At 47.5% G+C, this 22,297-nt stretch carries 21 protein-coding genes and 1 pseudogene; 10 read left to right on the plus strand and 12 right to left on the minus strand.

Annotated features, from left to right (window positions below; translation table 11 throughout):
• Window positions 1-29: 29 nt before the first annotated feature.
• The 8 genes and pseudogenes from D5366_RS08765 to D5366_RS08800 form a co-directional block, all read right to left on the minus strand.
• Window positions 30-956 (minus strand): retroviral-like aspartic protease family protein, encoded by a 927-nt coding sequence (locus tag D5366_RS08765; RefSeq protein ID WP_141493148.1) that lies wholly within the window; start codon window positions 954-956, stop codon window positions 30-32.
• Window positions 957-1,139: 183 nt separating this feature from the next.
• Window positions 1,140-2,872: pseudogene (locus D5366_RS08770) on the minus strand (glycoside hydrolase family 68 protein).
• A gap of 299 nt (window positions 2,873-3,171) precedes the next feature.
• Entirely contained in the window at window positions 3,172-3,537 is a 366-nt protein-coding gene (locus D5366_RS08775; protein WP_141493149.1) for a response regulator, read from the minus strand.
• Window positions 3,530-6,964 (minus strand): CheR family methyltransferase, encoded by a 3,435-nt coding sequence (locus D5366_RS08780; RefSeq protein ID WP_170211070.1) that lies wholly within the window; start codon window positions 6,962-6,964, stop codon window positions 3,530-3,532. Before D5366_RS08780 ends, D5366_RS08775 begins: the two co-directional genes overlap by 8 nt.
• Window positions 6,948-7,496 carry a PAS domain-containing protein gene (locus D5366_RS08785; protein ID WP_141493151.1) on the minus strand — a complete coding sequence of 183 codons (549 nt, stop codon included), beginning with the start codon at window positions 7,494-7,496 and terminating at the stop codon, window positions 6,948-6,950. The genes D5366_RS08780 and D5366_RS08785 overlap by 17 nt, the downstream gene beginning before the upstream one ends.
• A 160-nt stretch (window positions 7,497-7,656) precedes the next feature.
• Window positions 7,657-8,154 (minus strand): flavin reductase family protein, encoded by a 498-nt coding sequence (locus tag D5366_RS08790; RefSeq protein ID WP_141493152.1) that lies wholly within the window; start codon window positions 8,152-8,154, stop codon window positions 7,657-7,659.
• A 219-nt stretch (window positions 8,155-8,373) separates the two neighbouring features.
• Window positions 8,374-9,267 carry a DMT family transporter gene (locus D5366_RS08795; RefSeq protein WP_141493153.1) on the minus strand — a complete coding sequence of 298 codons (894 nt, stop codon included), beginning with the start codon at window positions 9,265-9,267 and terminating at the stop codon, window positions 8,374-8,376.
• Window positions 9,264-10,454, minus strand: a complete 1,191-nt coding sequence (locus D5366_RS08800) for an aromatic amino acid transaminase (protein WP_141493154.1) — start codon at window positions 10,452-10,454, stop codon at window positions 9,264-9,266. The genes D5366_RS08795 and D5366_RS08800 overlap by 4 nt, the downstream gene beginning before the upstream one ends.
• Window positions 10,455-10,596: 142 nt before the next feature.
• Here D5366_RS08800 and D5366_RS08805 point away from each other — a divergent pair, with 142 nt between their 5' ends.
• Window positions 10,597-11,064, plus strand: a complete 468-nt coding sequence (locus D5366_RS08805; protein WP_170211071.1) for an Lrp/AsnC family transcriptional regulator — start codon at window positions 10,597-10,599, stop codon at window positions 11,062-11,064.
• A gap of 107 nt (window positions 11,065-11,171) precedes the next feature.
• A complete protein-coding gene (gene bfr / locus D5366_RS08810; RefSeq protein WP_141493156.1) occupies window positions 11,172-11,660 on the plus strand; it encodes a bacterioferritin in 489 nt (162 codons plus the stop codon).
• A 46-nt stretch (window positions 11,661-11,706) separates the two neighbouring features.
• On the opposite strand, the gene D5366_RS08815 is transcribed toward bfr, so the two are convergent.
• Complete coding sequence (locus tag D5366_RS08815; RefSeq protein ID WP_141493157.1) at window positions 11,707-11,925, minus strand: (2Fe-2S)-binding protein; 219 nt, start codon at window positions 11,923-11,925, stop codon at window positions 11,707-11,709.
• 205 nt (window positions 11,926-12,130) lie between these two features.
• Between D5366_RS08815 and D5366_RS08820 the strand changes: the two genes are divergently transcribed.
• Window positions 12,131-13,006 (plus strand): DNA/RNA non-specific endonuclease, encoded by an 876-nt coding sequence (locus D5366_RS08820; RefSeq protein WP_141493158.1) that lies wholly within the window; start codon window positions 12,131-12,133, stop codon window positions 13,004-13,006.
• A gap of 44 nt (window positions 13,007-13,050) precedes the next feature.
• Here D5366_RS08820 and galE read toward each other — a convergent pair whose 3' ends face one another.
• Entirely contained in the window at window positions 13,051-14,037 is a 987-nt protein-coding gene (gene galE, locus D5366_RS08825) for a UDP-glucose 4-epimerase GalE (RefSeq protein WP_141493159.1), read from the minus strand.
• Between the two features lie 420 nt (window positions 14,038-14,457).
• Here galE and D5366_RS08830 point away from each other — a divergent pair, with 420 nt between their 5' ends.
• Complete coding sequence (locus D5366_RS08830) at window positions 14,458-14,766, plus strand: hypothetical protein (RefSeq protein ID WP_141493160.1); 309 nt, start codon at window positions 14,458-14,460, stop codon at window positions 14,764-14,766.
• A 20-nt stretch (window positions 14,767-14,786) separates the two neighbouring features.
• Window positions 14,787-15,239 carry a phosphate-starvation-inducible PsiE family protein gene (locus tag D5366_RS08835; RefSeq protein WP_240775228.1) on the plus strand — a complete coding sequence of 151 codons (453 nt, stop codon included), beginning with the start codon at window positions 14,787-14,789 and terminating at the stop codon, window positions 15,237-15,239.
• A gap of 52 nt (window positions 15,240-15,291) precedes the next feature.
• On the opposite strand, the gene D5366_RS08840 is transcribed toward D5366_RS08835, so the two are convergent.
• Window positions 15,292-15,999, minus strand: a complete 708-nt coding sequence (locus D5366_RS08840; RefSeq protein ID WP_141493161.1) for a pirin family protein — start codon at window positions 15,997-15,999, stop codon at window positions 15,292-15,294.
• A 120-nt stretch (window positions 16,000-16,119) separates the two neighbouring features.
• Between D5366_RS08840 and D5366_RS08845 the strand changes: the two genes are divergently transcribed.
• From D5366_RS08845 to D5366_RS08865, 5 genes are all read left to right on the plus strand, one after another.
• Window positions 16,120-17,034, plus strand: a complete 915-nt coding sequence (locus D5366_RS08845; RefSeq protein WP_141493162.1) for a LysR family transcriptional regulator — start codon at window positions 16,120-16,122, stop codon at window positions 17,032-17,034.
• Window positions 17,035-17,079: 45 nt separating this feature from the next.
• Window positions 17,080-17,478: a hypothetical protein gene (locus D5366_RS08850; protein WP_141493163.1), complete on the plus strand. Its 399-nt coding sequence runs from the start codon at window positions 17,080-17,082 to the stop codon at window positions 17,476-17,478.
• A 252-nt stretch (window positions 17,479-17,730) separates the two neighbouring features.
• Window positions 17,731-19,509, plus strand: a complete 1,779-nt coding sequence (locus D5366_RS08855; protein WP_141493920.1) for a phospholipase C — start codon at window positions 17,731-17,733, stop codon at window positions 19,507-19,509.
• A 5-nt stretch (window positions 19,510-19,514) separates the two neighbouring features.
• A complete protein-coding gene (locus D5366_RS08860; protein ID WP_240775229.1) occupies window positions 19,515-20,846 on the plus strand; it encodes a cytochrome-c peroxidase in 1,332 nt (443 codons plus the stop codon).
• Window positions 20,847-20,924: 78 nt separating this feature from the next.
• A complete protein-coding gene (locus D5366_RS08865) occupies window positions 20,925-21,827 on the plus strand; it encodes a hypothetical protein (RefSeq protein ID WP_141493164.1) in 903 nt (300 codons plus the stop codon).
• Here the strand turns inward: D5366_RS08865 and D5366_RS08870 are convergent.
• Complete coding sequence (locus D5366_RS08870) at window positions 21,824-22,234, minus strand: lytic transglycosylase domain-containing protein (RefSeq protein WP_141493165.1); 411 nt, start codon at window positions 22,232-22,234, stop codon at window positions 21,824-21,826. The two genes, D5366_RS08865 and D5366_RS08870, sit on opposite strands and share 4 nt — an antisense overlap.
• Window positions 22,235-22,297: the final 63 nt, after the last annotated feature.

Here is a 22,297-nt window from a genome sequence, read left to right on the forward strand (position 1 = left end):
CTCATTAATAGAAACGAAATTTAATTTCACTATTTCTGCTCTACTGTAATATATCCAGTATTTCCTTCTTTTTGTATAAACATATTTTTCCCGTATTTGGGGATCCATATACGGTAATGCCGCATGAAATCAGCGCCAAGTAGGTTGCTGTCTACATCAGCAACGCGAAGAGGAATATTTTTAAATTCTAGGCCACCAAACGAAAAGGTCTTAAACTTGTGCAGGTAAGTATCAAATTTATCTTCTGATATGCCGGAAGATTGTGAGATTTTATCTTTTTTTAATTCACTTTCTGTAACATCTGAGTCTTTGACGCTATCTTCCGACAAAAGACTTTGGCCTGCGCCGGTATCAAATATAGTATTAATATCGTGGTTATTAACTTTTAAGACGACTTGCACTTTTGATGAATCATCAAATGGCGTTGTGTAGGGTGCAGTCGTGTAGCTTCCTGTCCAAGGTGGAATTTGGCTGTTACAACCTTCGACAGCAAAAAGACTAATCTGTTTTTGAGGCAAGTCTAGGTTAAGGTCATAATTGCGTAAAAAATCAGCCCCAAAAATACCGATGAAAGGCACACCCCCAACAGAATATTTGTTCTTATGTTCTACGGAGAGCATGTTGATGTCTCTGGCGTGGCCAGTGCCTAGTCCTAAGCTATCCAATGTAACGACGTTGGCAAACGTTTCTCCGCCAACGCCGCGAACTAATGTTGTTTGGGGTTGCATCGTTATGCCAAATGGCTCGATTTGATTAGACCAAATCAGGCTCTGGAAGGCGCCCGTGTCCACTAGGAACGCAGCAGGGTGACCGTTGACGGTTGCGCGTACTATTGGCGAGCCGTGATCATTCAAAACATCTAAAATACCGAGCGTAGCGATTTTGCAGGCATTTGGAGCTGAACAAGACGTTAAGGCCAAAAGTGGTATCATTGATAAAAGAAGAATATTTTTCATTAACTAACCTGCACTTAAAATTAAACGCTTGAAAATTTGTAATAATATTTTTCGTTTATGTAACTTAAAAATTACAAACCAAATGTCTAAGTGGCAAGTATCTTAGAAAAGTATGCGAGAGAGTGGATCTCATACAAAAAAAAGTAACTCCCCCAGCGTGTGGCTAGGGGAGTTGGTCTGTGCTTAAAGGCCGAAAATGCTGAACGGGTCGCTGGACCCAAACGCTGATCCGGAAGAAGAATTAGAACCTAGTACCGTTGTGGAGCTGTCTTGGATCAAGCCAAGGAGGTTAATATTTGCAAGATTTGCGCTAATATCACCGTAGCCGCCGAGACCTTGATAGCCATACCAAGAGTTAAGCGATGTGTTAGGACCGTTGATGAAAACTTGGACGGTTGGAGATAATGTGCCGCCACGCTTGGTCTGCACGGTATCAATAAAGGATTCAATTTTGCCATTTGGCATCAGGTAGTGAGAGTAGCTCTGGAATGCGTTCGGGTTTTGTTGCGCATTAGGTGCCCAATCCGCGCCTGCGGCGGTGTTCAGGTCGGTCGGGTTGCCGAGCATTAGGCCACTGCTATTGTTTAGCGGTACCCAATCGCTACGAATGCCACGGCCGTAGAAACCGTATTCACCGTCTGGGCCGTCCATGCCAGCAGCAAATGTTGTACGGTGGCTGATAGTTAGAAGATAATAATTACCATTTTTGATATACATCTGCGGGCGTTCGGTTTGATCGTTTACGCAGTTCGCAGAGACGAGTGGTGGTAGAAATTTCCACTGTGTCAGGTCTGAGTTAGTAGCTACCGCAAGGCCAATGTTGGCGCGCTGGAAAATCGCCCCAGATCCGTTAACGGCGTCCACTGTTTCTGCGTATTTGTCCCCGGTCTGGTAGCCTAGATCAGACGCATCACACGGGGTTTGACCGCGTACACCAGCTGAATTTCCTTCAAACACCATGAATGTTTTGCCGGGGTTTGCGGGGTCTTTGAATGTGTAGGGGTCGCGGAAAGAGAAATATTCGTTCTGCGCGCCAGTTTGGTAATATGTGCCGTCTGGCTGCAGCAGAGGGATATGCTTGTCGAAACCTGTGAACCAAACATGAGTGGCGTCAGCGTGAATTTTACCCTTAGCAATGCTGATGATTGCCTGAGGAGGGGTAATGTTTGCGCCAGAACTGTCACGGTTAAAGGCCATGTCAGTATAAAATGTCATGATCCCGTTGCTGCCTAGACCCTCAATACGGCTCGAGCCAGACCATTGAGCATTATCTGTGTATGCTTGGCCCGAATAAATAGCTTGGCTGCTACCCGCGGGGAAAAGGTCACCACCGTAAATCCACCCACCTGCAGCTGGGCGCAGTGCGGTCGGAATGTTTGCACGACGGTAGAAAAAGCCAATTTTCGCATGCGTATGGCGGTCGTCAAACGTATAGCCAGCGTTTTTATCTGCGGTTAGGCAAAAAATGACTTCCCAGCCGTTATAGCTGTACTGGTTGCCTGATGCGTCTGTCAGCGGCCAAGTATCCCAAACCCAAACCTTATCGCTGATAACTGGGAAGTTGACCGGGATAGCGGGCATTGTGAGGGCGGTTGGAAGTGAGTTTGCTCCAACTGCTGCGTTGGGGTTGGACATCGCTTTAATTTGTCGGGCATCGGCGCGTGTCCATTTTCCGGTATAGTTTTCATAAGGGTCGTGGGCAGCCCCTGTATGCGTAGAGGGGCAGGATAGCCGGGCTCAAGAGGAATTCTTTGTTTCATTGACTTAAAAGGCATGATGCCAGGTGCAGGTGCGTGCTGAGTATCCCGTAATATGCTTGCCAATGCTCCAGATAAACTTTGAGCGTGAGATGGCATTACAGACAATGCTGCAAGGCCTAGGCCCGCAATAAGGGGTCTTTTTTTTATCGCAACCATATAAGTTTTACCTCGCTCATTAGGGGGATAATATTTTCGCAACACCTGCTGTTAACATTTGGTTTACATTAATTAACAACAGTAAATGGATGTTAGACATTGTTTTAATGATTCGTAACCACTTAATATTTTATCGTTAATTTAATTATTTATAAAAAACTATTTAAGTGAGGGGTATTCGTAAATATTTCTAACAATAAAAATAAAATGCCAGCCTCATCAAAAATATGAGGCTGGCAAATTCACGTAATTAAAATTAGCAAGAAAGATAATTTCAAAAAAAATATTTTTTTTGAATATTAATTCCCTTTGATAGAGGAATCGATTGTTTTCTTCATCTGAGAAGGGTCAAACGGTTTGGAAATATATTTTCCAGGTGGATAAAATTGTTCAAGGTAATGATTATTCGCATGGCCAGAACTAAAGATAATTGGAATGCCATGTTGGTGAAAAATACGGGCTAAGGGGAGGGCGTCACCGTCTGTAAGCTTTACGTCCAGTATTGCGCAGCCAATTTTATGCGCACCTATATTTGCCAAGCCCGCAAGTGCGTCGTGGCATGATGGAAATGGGCCATAGCTTTCTAAGCCCATTTCGGTAAGCAACATTTCTATCTCAAGCGAGATCAGCAGCTCATCTTCAACAAGGAAAACACTCTTATTCATGGCTATAACAGCGTTTAGGAAGCGAAAGAGTTTTTGAAAAAAGGTTACCCTCTGCGTAGGTTTCGCTTGTTGCGCCGAGCTGCCTGATTGAAATGTCCTCTAGAATACGACCGAAGCCTTTTTCGTGAGAGAATGAGCGTTGGCGTTGTTTTTCTTCGCTCCATTTTAATAAAAGGGTCTCGCCCTGCATGCCCCATTCAATAGTCAAAGTCCCTTTTGCATCGGAATCAAGGGCACCATATTTGACCGCGTTAGTTGACCACTCGTGGAAAATGAGAGCAAGCGATGAGAGTGCGTCCTGATGAATTAAAATTGCAGGGCCAGAGATAGAGAGGTGTGCCAAGTCTTTGTACGGGGCCAAAATGGCGACAATTAAATCCCTCAGGGCGAGTTGGTCATGATTATGAGACGTGGGCGTCGCCGCGTGCGCTGTCCCTAACGCTACGATGCGCTCACGCATACTCTTGGCAAAATTAGGGACATTATCATGACGTTGGGCCGCAATAGTGATCATGCTGCCAATAATGGCAAACAGATTTTTAATACGATGGTTCATTTCCCGAACCATCAGCTCTCTCGTCTCAACCAGCGTGTGCTCAGGCGTTACATCAATAGAGACGCCAATAAGGGTAACGGGGTTCTTATGTGAAATCAGATGTCCGTAGCCACGTATCCATCGTGTTTCACCATTGGAGAGAATAACCCGGAAACTATAATCAAATTTCTCAACCCCTTTAATCGCGAGATCAAGCTTTTCGATGAGCAGGTTTTGGTCTGACGGGAAAATCAAAGCGCCCGTATGCGGGACGCTTGAATGCGGGTTAATGAAAGAGCCGTTGCCGATATCGAGCGTGTTTTGGGATATTGACGGGCAATAGGTCCAAATACCAATTTGTGCGGCCTTGATTGCAAGATTCAAGCGGTCACGTTCCGCTGAAAGCTGGCGTTCAAGTGATAATGCGTCAGTAATATCAGTAAATACGAGCGTAGCGCCGCTGATAGTGGCTGTATCGCTATGGTATGGGAGTATTTTTAGAGAGAAAACTCTATTTTGATCGCGTGTTGCAATACGCTTTTGTACAACCGCCCCACCTTTAGCAACATTAATTGCATCTAGATAATAGTCACCGATATCGAAGGAACTGGACACATCGGCGAGAGGGCGCCCTTTATCCGGGTTTTTAAGTGGGAAAAGATGCGTGACGGCGTGAGTGAAGTTACGAATGCACGCTTTATCGTCAATGACAATAACCGCTAGATTTGTAGAGTCCAAAAAGTTTTTAAGGTCAGTATTTGAAATGGATAATTGACCTATTTTTATCTTTAGTTCATCATTAACTGTAGAGAGTTCTTCGTTGGTAGACTGCAACTCCTCGTTCATTGACATCATTTCTTCATTGGAGCTTTTGAGCTCCTCATTCGCAGTTTCCAGTTCTTCAGTCGCCATGCGTAGGCTGTAGCGGGCTTGCTGTAGTTCGTTCTCTAACTGCTCGACGTGATCATGATTATTTTCAAAATCTTCGAAATCATCGTCTAGTCGAGTTGAGGGGGCCGCGGCCTCAAGGAAAACAATCAATAAGGTTTCGTTGTCGATAGGGTCGCAGGCGATATCGACGGTGTGCAGTACAAATTCAGCGCGTATTTCGATTTTTTTGGCAATAACCTTGCGTAATTTCGTCCGTGTTTCACGAATTACCGGGCCTAATACATTACGAAGGTCAGGCCCTGATAAAGTGAATATGTTTGCGCCATCAATGTTTGATACAGGGAAATTGAAATATCGGCCTAATTTTCCATAAGCCGAAATAATTTCATTTTCTTTATTTATCACAACGCTAGGTGGCGCATATTTGTGAAGAATATGATGGGCAATATTTTTATTGTTCTTTTTATCATTCGCTGAATGATCAGGGAAAATTCTTTCTTTTTTATTTTTCTGATGCCCAGAAGTAGGGAGCGAAAGAGGGTAGTTTTTTTGCTCGTGTGAGCGTGTAAATAGCCGAGCTTGTGCGTCGATAGTTGTAAAATACCCCTCAAACCGTCCCATGCTGTCCGAAGGTCCGAGGAATAGGAAGCGATCAGGCTTCGTCGCGAAGTGCAGGATTGGCACAACGGCTTTTTGTAGAACGTCATTAAAATAGATGAGGACGTTGCGGCAGGAAACAAGGTCTATTTTCGAAAATGGCGGATCGCGTAAGAGGTTGTGGTTCGAAAACCGGACCATGTTCCTAATGTAGGGCGTAATTTTGAATTTGTCTGAGAGGGGGGTGACGTAACGCTCCTTGAACCTCTCGGGAATATCGACCAACGAGGCAAGAGGGTACGTGGCTTCGCGGGCTACAGAGAGCATTTGTTCATCAATGTCAGACGCGAATATCTGAACGGTTATGCGGTTGTTGAGACCGGACATACGAATGGTTTCAGCAAAAAGCATTGCTATGCTGTAGGCTTCTTCACCACTTGAGCAGCCGGGCACCCAAACTCTTAACTCATCATGGGGAAGAGTTTTGTGCACTAATGGCTCAATGACCTTTTCGTGCAGTTGCTTGAAAGCGTCGGGGTCACGGAAAAATTTTGTGACATTTATAAGGAAGTCTTTGAATAAAGCTTGGCTTTCATTCGGGTCATTTTTTATGAGTTGTAAGTATTGAGCTTCTGATTCAATGCCAACAATATGCATTCTGCGGGCTATACGACGAAGTAAAGTCGAACGTTTATAATTTGAAAAATCATGCCCTACTGCCAGGCGAAGTTCTCTGCAGAGTTCATCCATTTGTTCATGTATAAAAGAAATATTGGCGTTAAAAGGGGCTTCTTCAACTCTTTTAATGTAATCTTGAAGGTGTGGGATAATGTCAGAGGGGTTTAATTGAAAATCCATTAGTCCTGTACTAATCGCAGAGAGTGGCATACTGTCATAACGAGCGGTATCTGGTGCTTGAGCAATACAAATACCTCCATTTTCTTTAATGATTTGTGCTCCGACCGTGCCGTCAGCGCCTGTGCCGGAAAGGATAACGCACGCAGCATTATTTTTCTGGTCAAGGGCGAGGGATCGGAAAAAATCGTCTATAGGACGGCGCAAGCCGCGAGGTTGTGCAAAATCGGTAAGTTGGAGCTGACCCCTCTCTAAAAGCAAACCGTGACCCGGCGGGATAATGTAGACGTGATCGGAGAGTAATTTTTCCCCGCCCTCACATTGTAGGACAGTTAACCCTGTGTGGCGGTCGAGCAGCTGCGCGAGGAGGCTATTATAGTCTGGGTCTAGATGTTGGACGATGACAAAAGCCATATTTGTGGGGCATTGCGCCGCTGTGAACATGCTGCGAAGTGCTTCGATGCCTCCAGCTGAAGACCCTACACCGACTACAAAAGGAGAAGACTTGGTGGTGCTGGTCTGAGCGGTGGGTTCATATGTAGGAAGCATCAATTTGGTCCAACATGATTTTCGCCTGTGCAATGGTTGCAGCAGCATTGGCGACGACAGAGAGAGAGCCAGAAAGAATTAGATTATTATTCCTAATTATACTGGGAATATTTGTTAAAGTATTTTCCAGGTTATTTTCGTAATTAGAAATCATGTTGGGGTATGTGTGGCTTACATTAAATTGTGAGGCAAATAAAAATTCTGTTTTCCCAATAGAGTTTTTCAACTTTGACATAAATAATAAATTTACAAAGGGGGTATTATCTTTTTTAAAGTTTATTAGGGGAGTGCGTATGCTCTCTATGTCATCATTGTTAATAAAATCTCTGATTTTTTTTCTATTTTCTGTGTTCGGGGAGTTTTTTTGGAGTAAGCGACAATTTTTACCGTAGAGTTCAGTACCGTTATAGCCCGTTAATTGTTCAAAAGATGGATTTACATAGAGTAAAGGTTCACCATATTCTGTGGATGCTAGGGAAATCGCTACTGTAGCACTTTCACAATATTTCAGTAATTGAGGGGGTAGCGACATTAAAGGGTCCGTACGGTAGTTGAAGACGATAAAAAATTAAAGAGACTATATTGAAGAAAATGGCCCTTTAAAAGGGTTTTATTTTTATTGAAGTGTTCCTTCTCTAATAAAAAACAATTCTAGGGAGAGTATGATTATCTCCCTAGAATTTTCAAAAAAGCTATACAGATAAGTATCTTCTGCTTGCCCAAATAAGAGATTTTGTATTTTCACTGTGTATTTTGATCGATAGTATTTTTCCGAATACTACCGTATGTGTGCCGATATCTTTCATGTCTGATATTTCACACTCTAAAGATACCAGTGCTTCATCTAAAATAGGCTGATTATACTCTCCGCGATGCCAAGTGCCTGCTTCAAAACGTTCGTCCATTGGAACAGCGCTGGATGCAAAACGGTTTGAGAGATCTTCATGACCTTCAGAAAGAAGATTGACGGCGAATTTTCCGTGCTCAACTAATTTGGGGTGCGTTTTAGCTTGTCGATTAATACACACCAGAAGGGTCGGAGGTGTATCTGTCACGCTAGAGACAGCTGAAGCCGTAAAGCCATATCTGCCGTTTTCCCCATCTGTTGTAATAATGGTTACAGCGCTGGCTAGCCGGGCCATAGCTTCACGGAACAGTTGAATATCGGGCTGTGTAGCGGTGTTGCTCATTCGATCTCTTCAGGGTCATGTATAAATTTTCGGGCCAAGTATGCGGTTATTCTTGCTCCACTCAAGTTCTTTCTTTTGGGGCGCGTTTAGCCATCTGAAAAACCGAGGAACTGGGGGATGGTACCTTGAGTGAGGTGCTCTCAATGTTTGTGTCGCGCAGCGTGAAATCAGCCTGAAGGTTACGGGCCAAAGTAAGCCAGTAACTCTCCTTCTTGCGCATTACTGTTTTTTTGAGCGCGAGAGAGCAAAGCCTAGGCCTACGAGCAAAAAACCCGCCAACTCAATAGCTTCTATGTGCTCGTGCAAAAAAAACGAGGCAAAGATAGTCCCAAAAACAGGCATCAAATAAAAGAATATGCTAGCTTTACTGGAGCCAACTTGTTGAACGCTGTAATTGAACAACAAAAAAGCAAGCAAGGAAGGCCCAATGGCCAAATAAAATATGGCATACAGGCTTGTTGTATTGAGGCTTGGTAAATGCGTGGTTGTTAACGCTTCGAGAGGCAATAAGAGCAAGCTAGCGCAGGCGAAAGTAACGAAAAGAAAACTACTCGGGTGTAATGGTGGTTTGCATCTCAGTAAGGCTGCATAGGCTGATTGTGACAGCATGGCCAGCCCGGCTAAAATCGTACCCATGTTCAAGCTGCTGCCAGCTGCGCCGGGCTTGCCAAGAATTACACATAAAACACCCGCCGCAGCGAAACCCATAGCAATGAGCTGGCGCAGGGAAGGTTTTTCCCCGAACAGAATAAAACCAAATCCTAAAATGCTTATGGGCATTGCAGATTGAATAAGAAGGGCTGAGGTTGCTGTTGTCTGGCGTACGGCGAAATAAGCTAATGTGTTGCTGCCAGCAATCCCCAGTAGAGAGAGCAACACAAGTATCGGTAGGCTTTTGCGGATGGCATAGAAGTCTTTTTTCAGGTTCGGCAGCGCAAAAGGGGCAACTAGCAATGCCGCGAGGGTAAAGCGGAGAAAAGATAGGTTAATGGGCGTCAGGGAAGCAGGGATAGCGCGCCCCAGAACGTAATTACTGGCCCAAAAACATGTCGCTAATACAAGAAAAGCGTAAGGTGCGTTAAGCGATTTAGCGGGCGATATGCTGTTGCTCATGCCACGCCTGCAGCAATGAGTGATTTAAGAGCCGTGCCAAAGCGCTCAACATCGCCATCACGAAACCCTGCAATGTTTATACGGCCGGAATGCGCCATATAAATTGCATGCTGCGAGCGCAGCCACTCAACTTGATTGGGGGAAAGGGGGAGGGTTGCAAACATGCCTTTACCCTGAGTGAGAGGGGCTAGATTAATATGGCCGACCTGCCCCAAGCGCGCCAAATCTTCTCTGAGGGAGAGGGTACGACGGCGCATCTCTTCGAGTTCAGTGCGCCAAAGATGCGTCAGTTCTTTGTCCTCTAGGATCAAGCGTACGAGTGCAGCGCCGTGATCAGGTGGCATGGACCAGTTCGTGCGCGCTAAGCAGAGAATGTTCGACAGAATGCAGTCAAGCTGCTCTTGATCGGGGGATGTGACGTAAACTGCGCCCGTGCGTTCGCGGTACAGTCCAAAGTTTTTGTCGCAGGAATACGTTAAAATGCCAAAAGGAGCGGCCGCTAAAACGGTTTGCAGTCCAAAGGCGTCTTCGCTCCATCCGCTACCAAGGCCTTGGTATGCAATATCGATAAGAGGCAGAAGGTTCAGTTTTGCGATGTGTTGGGCAATGATACCCCATTCATCAGGTGTGGGGTCAATACCAAGTGGGTTATGGCAGCAGCCATGTAGCAAAACAGCATCCCCTGAAGACGCCGTAGCCAGTGTGTCTATGAAACCGGCTAAATTAAAGCTCTGATTGATAATGTCGAAGCAGGGGATAGCAATGATCTCCAGGCCCACTTGACGAAAAATAGCATTATGGTTGGCCCACGTTGGACTTGCTAGAAAAATGCGCTTTACCCCGCTTCGTACGAGGAGTTCAGCCGCTAGCCGAAGGGCACCTGTTCCGCCGGGGGTTTGAATGCCGTCAATAAAACGGTCCGGCAAAGACGAGCCAAACAATAAAGCTGCAATGGCCTTCACAAAGCCTTTGTCGCCTTCTGGGCCTAAATAAGATTTGCTTTTTTGAGATGCGAGCAACCGTTCCTCTGCCGCCTTAATGGCGCGCATTACAGGCGTAAGACCTAAAGCATCTCGAAAAACTCCCACACCAAGATCAATCTTGTGGGGGCGTGGATCTTCCGAAAAGGCAGTTATTAATTGCAGAAGAGGGTCATTGGGTTGTGAGGTTAGTTTTGAAAAAGGCATGCACGGGGATCCAAAAAAATAATACCAATATTACGGCTATTAAAGCGCAATGTCCGTGTTTTTTGTCGTATTTTGACCTATTATCTGCGGGGTTAATGCGTCTTTTTAAGAAAATATGAATGTTTGATGTATGGAGGGCGTGATGCTTGATCGGTTTGATACTTTAATTCTCGATATTTGGCAGCAATGGGGGGATATCGGCCCTCAAGGCATGAGTGAAAAAGTTAATCTGTCGGCCTCACAATGCTCAAGGCGTATGCAGCGACTGCGTTCTGAGGGGTATGTCCGGAACATTTCTGCCGTTTTGGATGTGGCAAAAATAAAAATCGGCGTACGCGCTTACGTCTTGCTTACAATGCATTCTCATAGTGCAGATTGTTTGAAGCGTTTTAGAGATGCAATTATGGCAATGGACGAGGTGCAAGAATGCCAAACTCTCACAGGTGGATATGATGTAATATTAAAAGTCTCAACGTGTGATTTGACGACTTTCAATCAATTTCTAAATGAGAATCTTCTATCAATGCCCGAAGTTTCTACTGCTCACTCAAGTATTGTTCTTGATGATATTAAAAGTACTACAAATTTAACTTTGAAATATTCTGAATAAATTTCAATTTTACTTTCTATTGATAATCATTCTCATGTATTCGCAAAAATAATACTTTTACATTTTCTGGGCGTGTGTTAGCTGGGGGGCAGAAAAGGAGAAACCAGATGCCAGTTAAAGACCAAAAAGTTATCGACTTCCTAAACGCACAGCTTTCAAACGAGCTGACAGCTATCAACCAATACTTCTTGCATTCACGTACATTGCGCCACTGGGGCGTGACGCATCTGGCGAAAAAAGAATACGATGAATCAATCGAAGAAATGCACCACGCTGATTGGTTGATCGAACGCATCTTGTTTTTGGGCGGCCTGCCGAACGTTCAGCGTCTTAACCAGATTCTTATCGGTGAAAGCGTAGAAGAAATTCTCAAGTGCGACCTTCAGATCGAAAAGAAGGCACTTGAAGATCTACGTGATGGGATTGAGTATTGCGAGAGCGTGCGTGATTACGTGTCACGTGACCTCATGCTCAAAATTCTCGTCAATGAAGAAGAGCATGAAGACTTTATTGATCGTCAGTTCGATCTCATCCGTCAGGTTGGCATTGAGCGTTACATCCAAAAGAACTCAGCACCAGCAACAGAACAAGAGTAAGATTTTTTTCTTCTCAAGGAAGGGTGGGCTTAGTCCCGCCCTTTTTTTATGCCCGCTGCTCAACAAATGATGTTGAGGCATTTTTCTGTATCATTGCACGGTTTTGAAGCGCTTCTTTTAAAAGGCACATCATGCCCGGCACGCAGTTGCCGCACTGAGCACGGCATTTACGGGCAGTATAAATCTCAGCTGGTCGCGAGGCCCCGGATTGAATGGCTGCCTCGACGTCACGGTGAGATAGAGCGTTGCATGAACAGACAATCATAACTGTCTGTGATCCTTCGGTGTTGCGAATGAGTATCACTTTATATGCGATGATAATTATTCGCAAATGCAAAATCACTGCGATTTGATTTTTTCTCATCGCATGGGGGGAGGCGAGGTCTAGTGCCTTTGCATTGATGCGATGCGGGAAAGCTTATAAGTCACTCGCCATTAGTGTTGTTTGAGTGTGATTGGTGGTTAGAATAATGTGGCGTTTTCTGTTGTTGTCAGGCGTGCTGCTTTGCACAGTGCAGGTTGCCACGGCCGATGAGCAGTGCGCAGCATTGTTTTTTAAAGGCCAGTTGCCAAGGGATTTGCAGAGTGGGGACTGGGGCCAGCAGGCGTTTCTTTGCAACGCAGAGTATGCAGCAATGGTCTCATCGAGAACAAAAAGCCCTTTGTGGTCTGCAGAAGATTTAACAGCAGAAAATGTTGAAGCAGCACGAAACACAAATAGAATTAATGATTCCCGCGAGGATCCACGCCTTACAAGAGGTATGAGAGCAACGCTGCAAGACTACCGTGATGTTGGGTATGACCGCGGGCACATGACCCCTAGCGGGGACGAACCGGGCGCAGAGGCGCAGGACCAATCCTTTTTTCTGAGTAATATTGTCCCGCAGACGGCTGAACTTAATCGCGGGCCTTGGGAAGGTGTTGAAAGCGCCGTGAGAGGGTGGGCCGAGCAGGAAGGGGAATTGTTTGTTGTAACAGGGCCGGGATACGATCCGGACCATCTGGCTGCAACCGTCGGTATACACTCAATCCCTGTGCCAGACGTTATATGGAAGGCAGTGTATGACCCTGCCGGGCCTGGAGCGGGTGTTTATATTTGTACAAACACACATAAGCCCCAGTGCAAAATCACATCCGTGGCAACGCTTACGCAATTGGTTGGGATTGATCCGTTTCCGGCTTTGTCAGAAAGTTTGAAAAATCAAGTGTCATCTATGCCGCCAATTCGTGAAAGCCCGCATGCGGTCAAGAGCAGAACTGGCTCAGAGAAATTGCTTAATGAATGGGGAAGCAAAATGGCCCAGAAAGCTTTGAAAGCGCTTTTGCATGCGTTGTCGAGAGGATGAGGTAGAGGCCTGATTTAGGGCGAATAACCTGTAAGCCTGAGTGTCTAGTCACTGTAACCGTTTGGATGGTTTTCACGCCAACGTAGGGCGCTGCCGACAATAGTGTCTATGTCGTTAATTTTGGGCTGCCATCCCGTTTCTTGATGAATTCTCGAAAAATCCGCAGTTAGAACGCTCGGATCCCCCTCACGACGCGCTGCCCACTCCCAAGGTACGCTCCTGCCAGACACACGCTCGACGCTCTGGATAATTTCAAGGTTACTATACCCTTTGCCATTGCCCAGATTATAGGTCACGGAGCGATCACAAATCTGGTCAATAACGCTTATATGGGCATCCGCGAGGTCCGCAACGTGAATGTAATCTCGGATGCAGGTTCCATCCGGTGTGGGGTAATCATGCCCAAAAAGTTTCAGGGGAGGGCGGCGCCCAAGCATTGCATCAATGGCCAGCGGAATAAGGTGCGTTTCGGGCCTGTGGTCTTCGCCCAAGCGTCCGCTGATATCTGAGCCAGCAGCGTTGAAATAGCGAAGGCAAGCGTGCTTCATTCCGTGAATACGATCTGCCCATAATAGTGCACGTTCAACGAAAAATTTGCTTTCTCCATACGGGGAGCCTGGATCGACTAACGCATTATCCGGTATCGGTGGAAGACGATCTACTCCGCCAAAAAGTGCCGCAGTCGAAGAAAATACGAAGCGTTTGACACCATACTTTGTGCAAGCATCTATGAGATTAAGTGATGTGAGCGTATTTTGGCGCAGATAATGATAGGGCTCGGCCATGGATGCCCCTACGAGCGAAATAGCCGCAAAGTGCAAAACGGCGTCCCAAGGCCCTTGCGCGACAAGTCTGTCGACCGCTGATGAATCTACAAGATCAATGTGCTCGAACTGAGCGCCGCTTGGAATTGCCTTGCGGTGCCCAGTGCTTAGATTGTCGAGAATGACAACATCGTGGCCGGCATCAAGAAGGGTGAGTGCGACGTGGCTCCCGATAAATCCGGCACCGCCCGTGACGAGGTAACGCATTGGAATAACTTTCTACAAATCAGGAAAAAATAAAAGCCTGAGGCCGAATGCTGAGGGTGCCCTGATACGGGATGAAAAAAGGGTAAGGAGATGCAGCTTAGTTCTGTGTTGTGATGATGGCCTGTTCCCTAGTGTCCAAGGTGGTGCCCGCCATTAGCGTTTTCAGTCGAAGAAATATAGTCTTCAACCTTTGGTGTTGCGGTGGTGGAAAGGTGCTTTGGTTGAAGGAGCAGATTTTGCCGTTTAGCTACATGTGTTTAAAAGCAAGCCTTTCTTCAACGTAGTAGCGTTCTAAAGCGTGGGCGCATCTAAGATGCGGTGTAGGGTCTGGTTTCTGCGGTTGGCGTCCGCAGTGAGATTAGTATTGAATGCAAAAACAGAGTGAATAGTTCCTGAATAAGCATCAAAATGGGCATAACAATGAAAAAAATTATTATATCCCTGCTTACACTCTTCTTGATATTCCCGGCTCAAGCAGAAGAAATTCAATGGCCACCTGAGGAAGGCGCTAAAACTCCGGGTAATGCTCTCGCGTGGCCTACAACGTTGGCACCAGTACAGCAATCCGTAGCGGCAATGCTGAACGATGGTGGAAGCGTCTTGTTGGTTAATGACGGAAAAACTGGCCCTGTGTTAGCATTGCGTTACAAAGGTAAGGTGGTTCTCTGCTATGTGGTACCTGCCCCGGTTGGTGGTGTGCCGACTTCTCGTTGCTGGCGTCTTAATTAAATATTTTCTAGGTGAGTTAAGTGGAAAACATACCGGGCTTTACGTTCTTTGCCAAAGCCTTCGATTACTTCGAGGAGTTGGCAATGCTTATCTTGACGGTCAGCATCTCTGTCGTGGCATGCGTGGGGCTGTTCCACGTCGTAGTGGCTGTAATCCGAATGCTCATGCAAACAGGGTTAAATCCGACAAGTCCAGACGTTTTGCAGGCTCTTTTTGGAATGTTCTTTACAGTGCTTATAGCGCTTGAATTTAAACACTCCATACTGGTGATGCCAGACGCACAAGCTCACAGTCTTACGCGTATGCGCTCAGTTCTTCTGATTGGCATGATGGCGACCGTTCGTAAGTTTATCGTGCTGGATCTGAACGGTATTAATGTGCCAGAGATGGTCGCTCTGTCGGGCGCTGTGTTGGCTCTGGGTATTGTGTATTGGTTGGTGCGCCTAAAAATAGGTCAGAGTTCAGCGTCTTAGTTGGAAACACTGTCAGCCCAGTTAAAGACTGGGCTGACAGTTTGTATAAGTGTTATACGTTGTAGGCTGTGTCCACGAGCACAACTTCTGCATCTTCCAAAGCGCGTACTTTCAAGATTTTGGTCTGCGAAATTGCAGCCCCGTCACGCGTTTGAACATGCGTCCCCTCAATTTCAACCGAACCTGTAGCAGGGACTAAATATCCCAAGCGCTGTTCGCCAAGAGGGTACTCGATGGTTTCACCTTTACGGATAGTGGCTCCGATAACTCTCGCATCTGCGTGGATACGCAGCGCGTCAGTGTCTTGCTCAAATCCCGAGGCCAAAATAGTAAACTGATTAGAGCGTTCTCCTTTGGGAAAGCTGCGGGTGCCCCAAGATGGAGCGTGGCCATTTCTGTTGGGTAAAATCCAAATTTGGAACAGGCGCGTGGTTGTATCTTCCAGATTGTGTTCGCTGTGGAAGACGCCTGTCCCGGCGGACATTACCTGAACGTCCCCAGCCTCTGTACGACCTTTATTGCCAAGGCTGTCTTCATGGGTAATGGCACCTTCGCGTACATAGGTGATAATTTCCATGTTCTTGTGCGGATGTTTACCGAAGCCTGTTCCTGCAGCGATGGTGTCATCATTCCACACGCGCAGGTCGCCCCAATGGGTGCGCTGTGGATCGTAGTAATTGGCAAATGAAAAGTGGTGGTTGGCGTCGAGCCAGCCATGGTTGGCGTGACCCAAAGATGCAAAAGGGCGTAGTTCGATCATCTGTTGTCTCCTAGTTAGGCGTCGTCTTTGTTTGATGATCACTGTAGCTTTGAGTCTGTAGTTATTATATAGAAATAAAATAAACGTATCGTTTCCAATTTTTGATGATAGGGCGTAGCAATGCGATTGCCAGATTTCGAGGGATGGGCGATTTTTGCAAAAGTGGCCGAACGCGGATCTTTTACGCGCGCCGCAGATGAATTGCAGCTTTCCAAGCCTACGGTATCCAAAGCCGTAAGCCGTTTGGAGCAATCGCTTGGTGTTGCGCTGTTCAGTAGAAACTCACGGCAGATGTCTTTGACAGAAGTGGGGCGCTCACTCATAGGGCATGCTAACCGTATCATTGCCGAAGCTGAAGCGGCAGAGAATGAGGCAAAAGGGGGAACGCTCAGCCCGTCAGGTCTTATTCGAGTGACCGCGCCAATGGCGTTTGGTATCAAACACATCGCACCGCTCTTGCCCGAATTTTTGACCCAGTACCCAGATATAGACGTCAATATCGATTTTAGTGACTCGTTGGTCGATCTTGTCGCGGAAGGCTACGACGTTGCATTGCGTATAGCATCTTTGGCAGATTCAGCCCTACGTGTGCGGCGGCTCTGTGGTGTTAGATTGATGCTTGTGGCTGCCCCGCAATATCTTGAGCAGATTGGCTATCCCAAACATCCGAGGGAGCTCGCTGATTTTAAGAGCTTTGTTTACACTAATAATTCAGCGCCGGGCATGTTGCGCCTCAGGCACCAGATTAGCGGGCGCGAGCATGTGCTGGCCCAGCAAGCGCGTATGAGATCGGACAACGCAGAAGCATTTCTTCCAGCTGTAGAGGCGGGGCTCGGTTTTGGTTTGTTTCCTGAATTTATGATTTGGGAAGGGCTGCGCGATGGCAGGCTTATTGAAATTTTACCAGAATGGCGGGTGTCTGATATCGCCCTGTATCTGGTCATGTCGGGAAGCGCGCTACGCCCTGTCAGGGTGTCTGCTTTTCTGGACTACATGACAAAAGCTTTTGAAGAGCCGTTATGGTGTCAGCGGTGATCGGGTTATGGTTTATACCAAACATTCGGATTGGGAGTGCGGCGCATGAAGTATCACATAAGAATTATGCTGGGTGTGGTTTTCGTTGGGTGCTGCAATACACAAAGCTACGCGCAAGTTTCGGGCCCGTTGGACCAAAGCACAATCATGACACGGCCTCTTTTTGAGCCTACGCGCCGTGGCAAGCATATTGACCAGCCACAGAATGATTTGCCCGTCGTGACAGGTATTGTCGGGAGTAAAAATGGTTGGACGGCTATTTTCGCGGGTGAACCGCAAGCATTAGGGGCATTAAACTTGAGCGCAGGTGCGGATATTAACGGCTGGCACATTGTTTCTGTCACGCCACAAGCAGTGCAGCTTCGTCGTGGAGACGAACAACAAAATATAATTCCCAAAACAGTCTTTAATGCAAATCATCCGCAAGTAAAAATTGGCAACTAATACGTGTTGTTAAAATATATAATTTAATTTATTGTTTGATAACTCGGTGATTTCCTTAATTCTTGGTGTTTGGTTGCGTTGGGATTGTCAGATTCATAAAATGTTCATAAGCGTTTCGTCCCGTAAGCTTGTAGGGAGTGCGCGTCTGAGCAGGCCAGACAACACGAATGTGAGCCTTTAAGGCTCGTAAGAATTTTAAAGGTGATCAAAGTGTTGGTAAAACGATCAAAATTGGCGCTTTCAACGGCTTTAATGCTCAGCGTGTTCAGTGTGGGTGCAGTATGCGCGGCTGATGGCGACTTTGATTGGCAAAGTGGTACGCCCAGCCCGGAGGTGCATGACCGTGCTCGTTCGTTTCCAACACGTACACCGATCAAGCACTTAGTCGTCATATATCAAGAGAACGTCTCGTTTGACCATTACTTCGGGACTTACCCCCACGCGGCAAACCCGACTGGTGAACCCTCTTTTACAGCTTCAGAACATACCCCAACTGTAAATAATCTTCGTTCGTCAAATTTGCTGTCTCAAAACCCCAACACTAATCCGGCAAATGGAAGCGGCGCTGCACTGCCGTTTCGCCTGGATCGTTCTCAGGCCAGCACAGCTGACCAGAACCACGCATACACAGCCGAGCAGCGTGCCTACGATAATGGCAACGCCGATTTATTCCCCCTTTATACGGGGCGTGGTTCGTCTGGCGGAGTGGGGGCATTTGGCACCTCCGGGCAGGTTCTTGGATATTATGATGGCAACACTGTAACGGCGTATTGGCATTACGCTCAGCGTTTCGCGATGAGCGATAACAGCTACAGCGACACTTACGGCCCTTCAACGCCGGGTGCATTAGAGGTTGTGTCAGGGCAAACGAACGGCCTGAAAATCCGTATGACTTCAGCCAAGCCCGCTACGGCTACGAAGTCATCTGCCTTTGTGGATGACGGGCAGGGCGGTTATACAATGATCAACGATATTGACCCGTCTTACGACGTTTGTTCGTCGGCGACGGATCAAGGAAGCATGACTGGCCACAATATCGGTGATCTATTGAATCAGCGCGGTATCACGTGGGGCGGCTTCATGGGGGGGTTCAACCTTGGCGCCGTCAATACGGACGGGTCCACGTCGTGCCAGCGTTCAACCTACTCTACCATCGTTTCTCAGAATGTTGCGGATTACATTCCGCACCATAACTGGTTCCAATATTACGCATCCACATCTAACCCGACACATGCACGCCCAGTTTCGATGCATTCTGTTGGCTATAGTATCGTTCCGGACTCGCAGCAGACAGAACCAGCTAACCACGAATACGATCTGGAAGATTTTTATTCCGCAGTTAAAGTTCACAACTTCCCGGCCGTATCTTTCGTGAAAATGCCGGCGTATCAGGATGGCCATGCTGGCTATTCAGATCCGCTTGATGAGCAGTCAGGCGTTGTGAAGCTGATCAACTTTATCCAGAAACGTCCTGAGTGGCGTGATACAGCTGTCATCATCGCCTATGATGACTCTGACGGTTGGTACGACCATGCATATACTACGCCCACACGTAGTTCATTTGCATCCGTTGATCAGGTGAATGGTAATGCCGTCTGCGGCACAGGCGAAGCACCAAAAGGCGTGCAAGGAAAACCTGTCAACGGGCGCTGCGGGCCAGGAACGCGTCTTCCTCTTATCGTGGTTTCTCCGTGGGCGCGTACGAATTTTGTCGGCCATAAGTTGACGTCACAGGCTTCTGTTCCAAAGTTTATCGAAGATAACTGGCTTGACGGAAAACGTCTGGGTCAGGGCTCGTTCGATGCAAAGGCCGGGTCGCTGGACGAGTTGTTTGATTTTAGTCAGGACCCGCAAACAGGGACTCTCATCCTTGACGAGAACACAGGCGATATCAAGCATAACGGAGAGCATCACCCGCACCATGACCCGGCAGGAAATGACAACCCACCCGCACCACCAGCGCCGCAAGGCGGATTGTGGGGCTTTCTGTCAGGGCTGTTACCATCTTGGCTTTTGGCCTTTTTTAACTAAGTTCTATGCGTAAATTCATCTTCACGGTGCAGCTCATTATGAGCTGCACTACTTTGGCTTTTTTCGACACGGTCTCGACTGCCCATGCGCAGGATTTAGCGCGTTGCGCTCCGGCGGCCGATGGGAGTAATCCTTGCCCTGTGACCTTACACCGCCCCGTTGACGCGCCACTGTCGGCGATGGCGGAAATTGGCAAGATCATTTTTTACGACAAAAATTTATCAGGTTCCGGGCGTATGTCCTGTGCATCTTGTCATGCGCCAGAACAGCATTATGGCCCTCCGGGGGAAAGATCTGTCTTCCTGGGAGGTCTCGGGCTGGATCAGCAGGGGCGCCGGGCTGTTCCCACTCTGACTTATGCGGAGCGTCGGCCGAATTTTAGCATAGGGCCAGATAATGCCGTTTCAGAAACGGCCCCAACGTTAAGCGATACAACGGCTACAAGTGCCACGAATAGAGGCTCAAAAAGCGCCAGTAACACATCGTCATCAGCGGCGAACATGGTGCCCCAAGGCGGGCTATTTTGGGATGGTCGAGCGGATACTTTGCAAGCTCAGGCGGAGGGGCCTTTGTTTGATCCTGCCGAGATGGCCGAGACGCATAAACAAGCGCTAACCTATCTCGGGCGTGCACCGTATGCAAAAAACCTACGCCTTCTAGCAGGGATACCAGACGGGCAGGCGCCAGAATTGTTATTAAGCGAGGCTCTATTCGCGCTGGCGCGTTACCAAATCGAAGCCAAGAGCTTTCACCTTTACAATAGTAAGTTTGATTTGTGGCTCGAGGGTAAGGCCAAATTCAGCGCTCAAGAAACAGAGGGCTATCTGGCTTTTAATGACCCCAAACGCGGGAATTGCGGCGCCTGCCACCTCGATACGCCTACCCCTGAAGGCTTTCCGCCTCTTTTTACGGATCACCAGTACGAGGCATTAGGTGTCCCGAGGAATATGGCGATTACTCTTAATCACAACCCTAACTATTATGACTTAGGTGTTTGTGACCGTGAGCCAAATGGACGAAAGACGCTCTCTGCTTACTGCGGTATGTTCGCGACCCCAACTCTTCGAAACAGCGCGACACGACATGTTTTTTTCCATAATGGTATCTACCATACGCTAGAGCAGGTTCTGGACTTTTATGCTTTAAGAGATGTCCAGCCAGAACGGTTTTACGGCAGCGATGCCCCCAATGACTTACCAAAACAATACCAAGACAACCTAGACCGCACAGATGCGCCGTTCGGAGGTAAAAAAGGGGAGAAACCCCAACTAAGCGAGCATGATCGGGCCGCAATAGTGGTGTTTCTTAAGACGTTGACGGATCAACCTCTGCAATAAAAGTCAAAGTGATGTCTGGCTCTAACAATGACGCTCTGGCAAGGTAAGCGAAGATAAGAATTCGGGCAGGGGAGCGTCTTGCGTTTTTGGTGGCACATCTACCAGCAAATAAGGGTGATCAAACCTAAGGCGCATGTCCCTGTTAAAGCAGGCTCAAATGATGCCGGGTTTGCTCTGCTTTTGGTGCTCTGGACGCTCGCTTTCCTAGCGCTGATCGGTACGCATGTTTTGCTTCAAGGCCGCACAATGGTGGTGGAGGCAAGCGCATACCAACAACAAGCAATGCTTGAATTGACTACGGACAGTGCAATTCGTCAGGAGCTTTATACGCTCATTTTGTCCTCTCCGCATGTTCCCGCAGGGATAGGAAACTGGCATGAGCGGGATGACGGCCTTTTTCGGATTATGACGCGTGTGCAGTTGGAGCGCGGGCAGGTTAATCCGAGCCTTGTAACGCAGGACTTGCTTGCTGCTGTCATGCAAAGTAGTGGCATTCCTACGCAAGATGCTGAAAGAGCGGCGGCTGCATTGTTTAATTGGCGTGGACACCCTCTTTTAGGCGCGGCACCGCCGGCCATAAATATGGGGCCTGCGGACATGGGCAATAAATGCTCTCTCACGCATGGGCCATTTCATAGCTTCGACGATATGGCTGCTCTCCCCGGCGTAGGGGAGGCCATTATTCACAAAATTGCTCCGTCAATTTCCCTGTCTGCAATGCAGTACCCAACAGCACAAGGTGCTGTGCCAGCTGTTCAATCTGCTCTTGCGCGGCTAGGGCGTTCCAACAACCAGAATGTTACAACATGGTCATCACAGTCCCCGTCTTTAGGAGGAGGGGTGAGCGTTGTTGTTGAGGCGATGGCACAAAACGGGAATAATACGCAAAGGCGTAGAGCGCATATAGTTCTGATGCCAGATGCAGAACCTGAACCTTGGCATGTTTTGCGGTGGGAAACTGTACCCGCGAACGCGCCCTAGCGGGTGCCGCCTCCGTAAAGTTTGCGCGCTTCATTTATAATCCGCTGCTGGTAATGCTGATTAAGCGCCGGCGTATGAGAATGATAGTCGCCGATTGCTTCCATGAGGTTGCCGTGCGTTTCATTTAAAAAGCTACGCAGAATTAACGCTGATGCTGCAAGATTGAAGCAGTTATCCGACACTAAACGGGCGGCCGTTTGTGTGGGAGACATATGTACAATTTGGGCGAGAGGTTTGATCCATAGGGAGTTAATTTGCATCAACCCCATGTCAAAACTGCCGTCGGAATTAGAGTGAACAGAACCCGCGCGCCCGTGTTCTACCTGCCAGATGGCGGGTAAAACTCGTTCAGGGATGTTGTAGCGCAATGCTGCGGCAAGCATGCAGGCAAAAAGCGGGGCAGGCATGATGTATCGCTTTGCAACAATACAGGACGTCCTACTTTGCGGTGGACGAAACCTGTCGTAGGG

This window comes from Neokomagataea tanensis (assembly GCF_006542335.1).
Lineage (GTDB): Bacteria > Pseudomonadota > Alphaproteobacteria > Acetobacterales > Acetobacteraceae > Gluconobacter > Gluconobacter tanensis.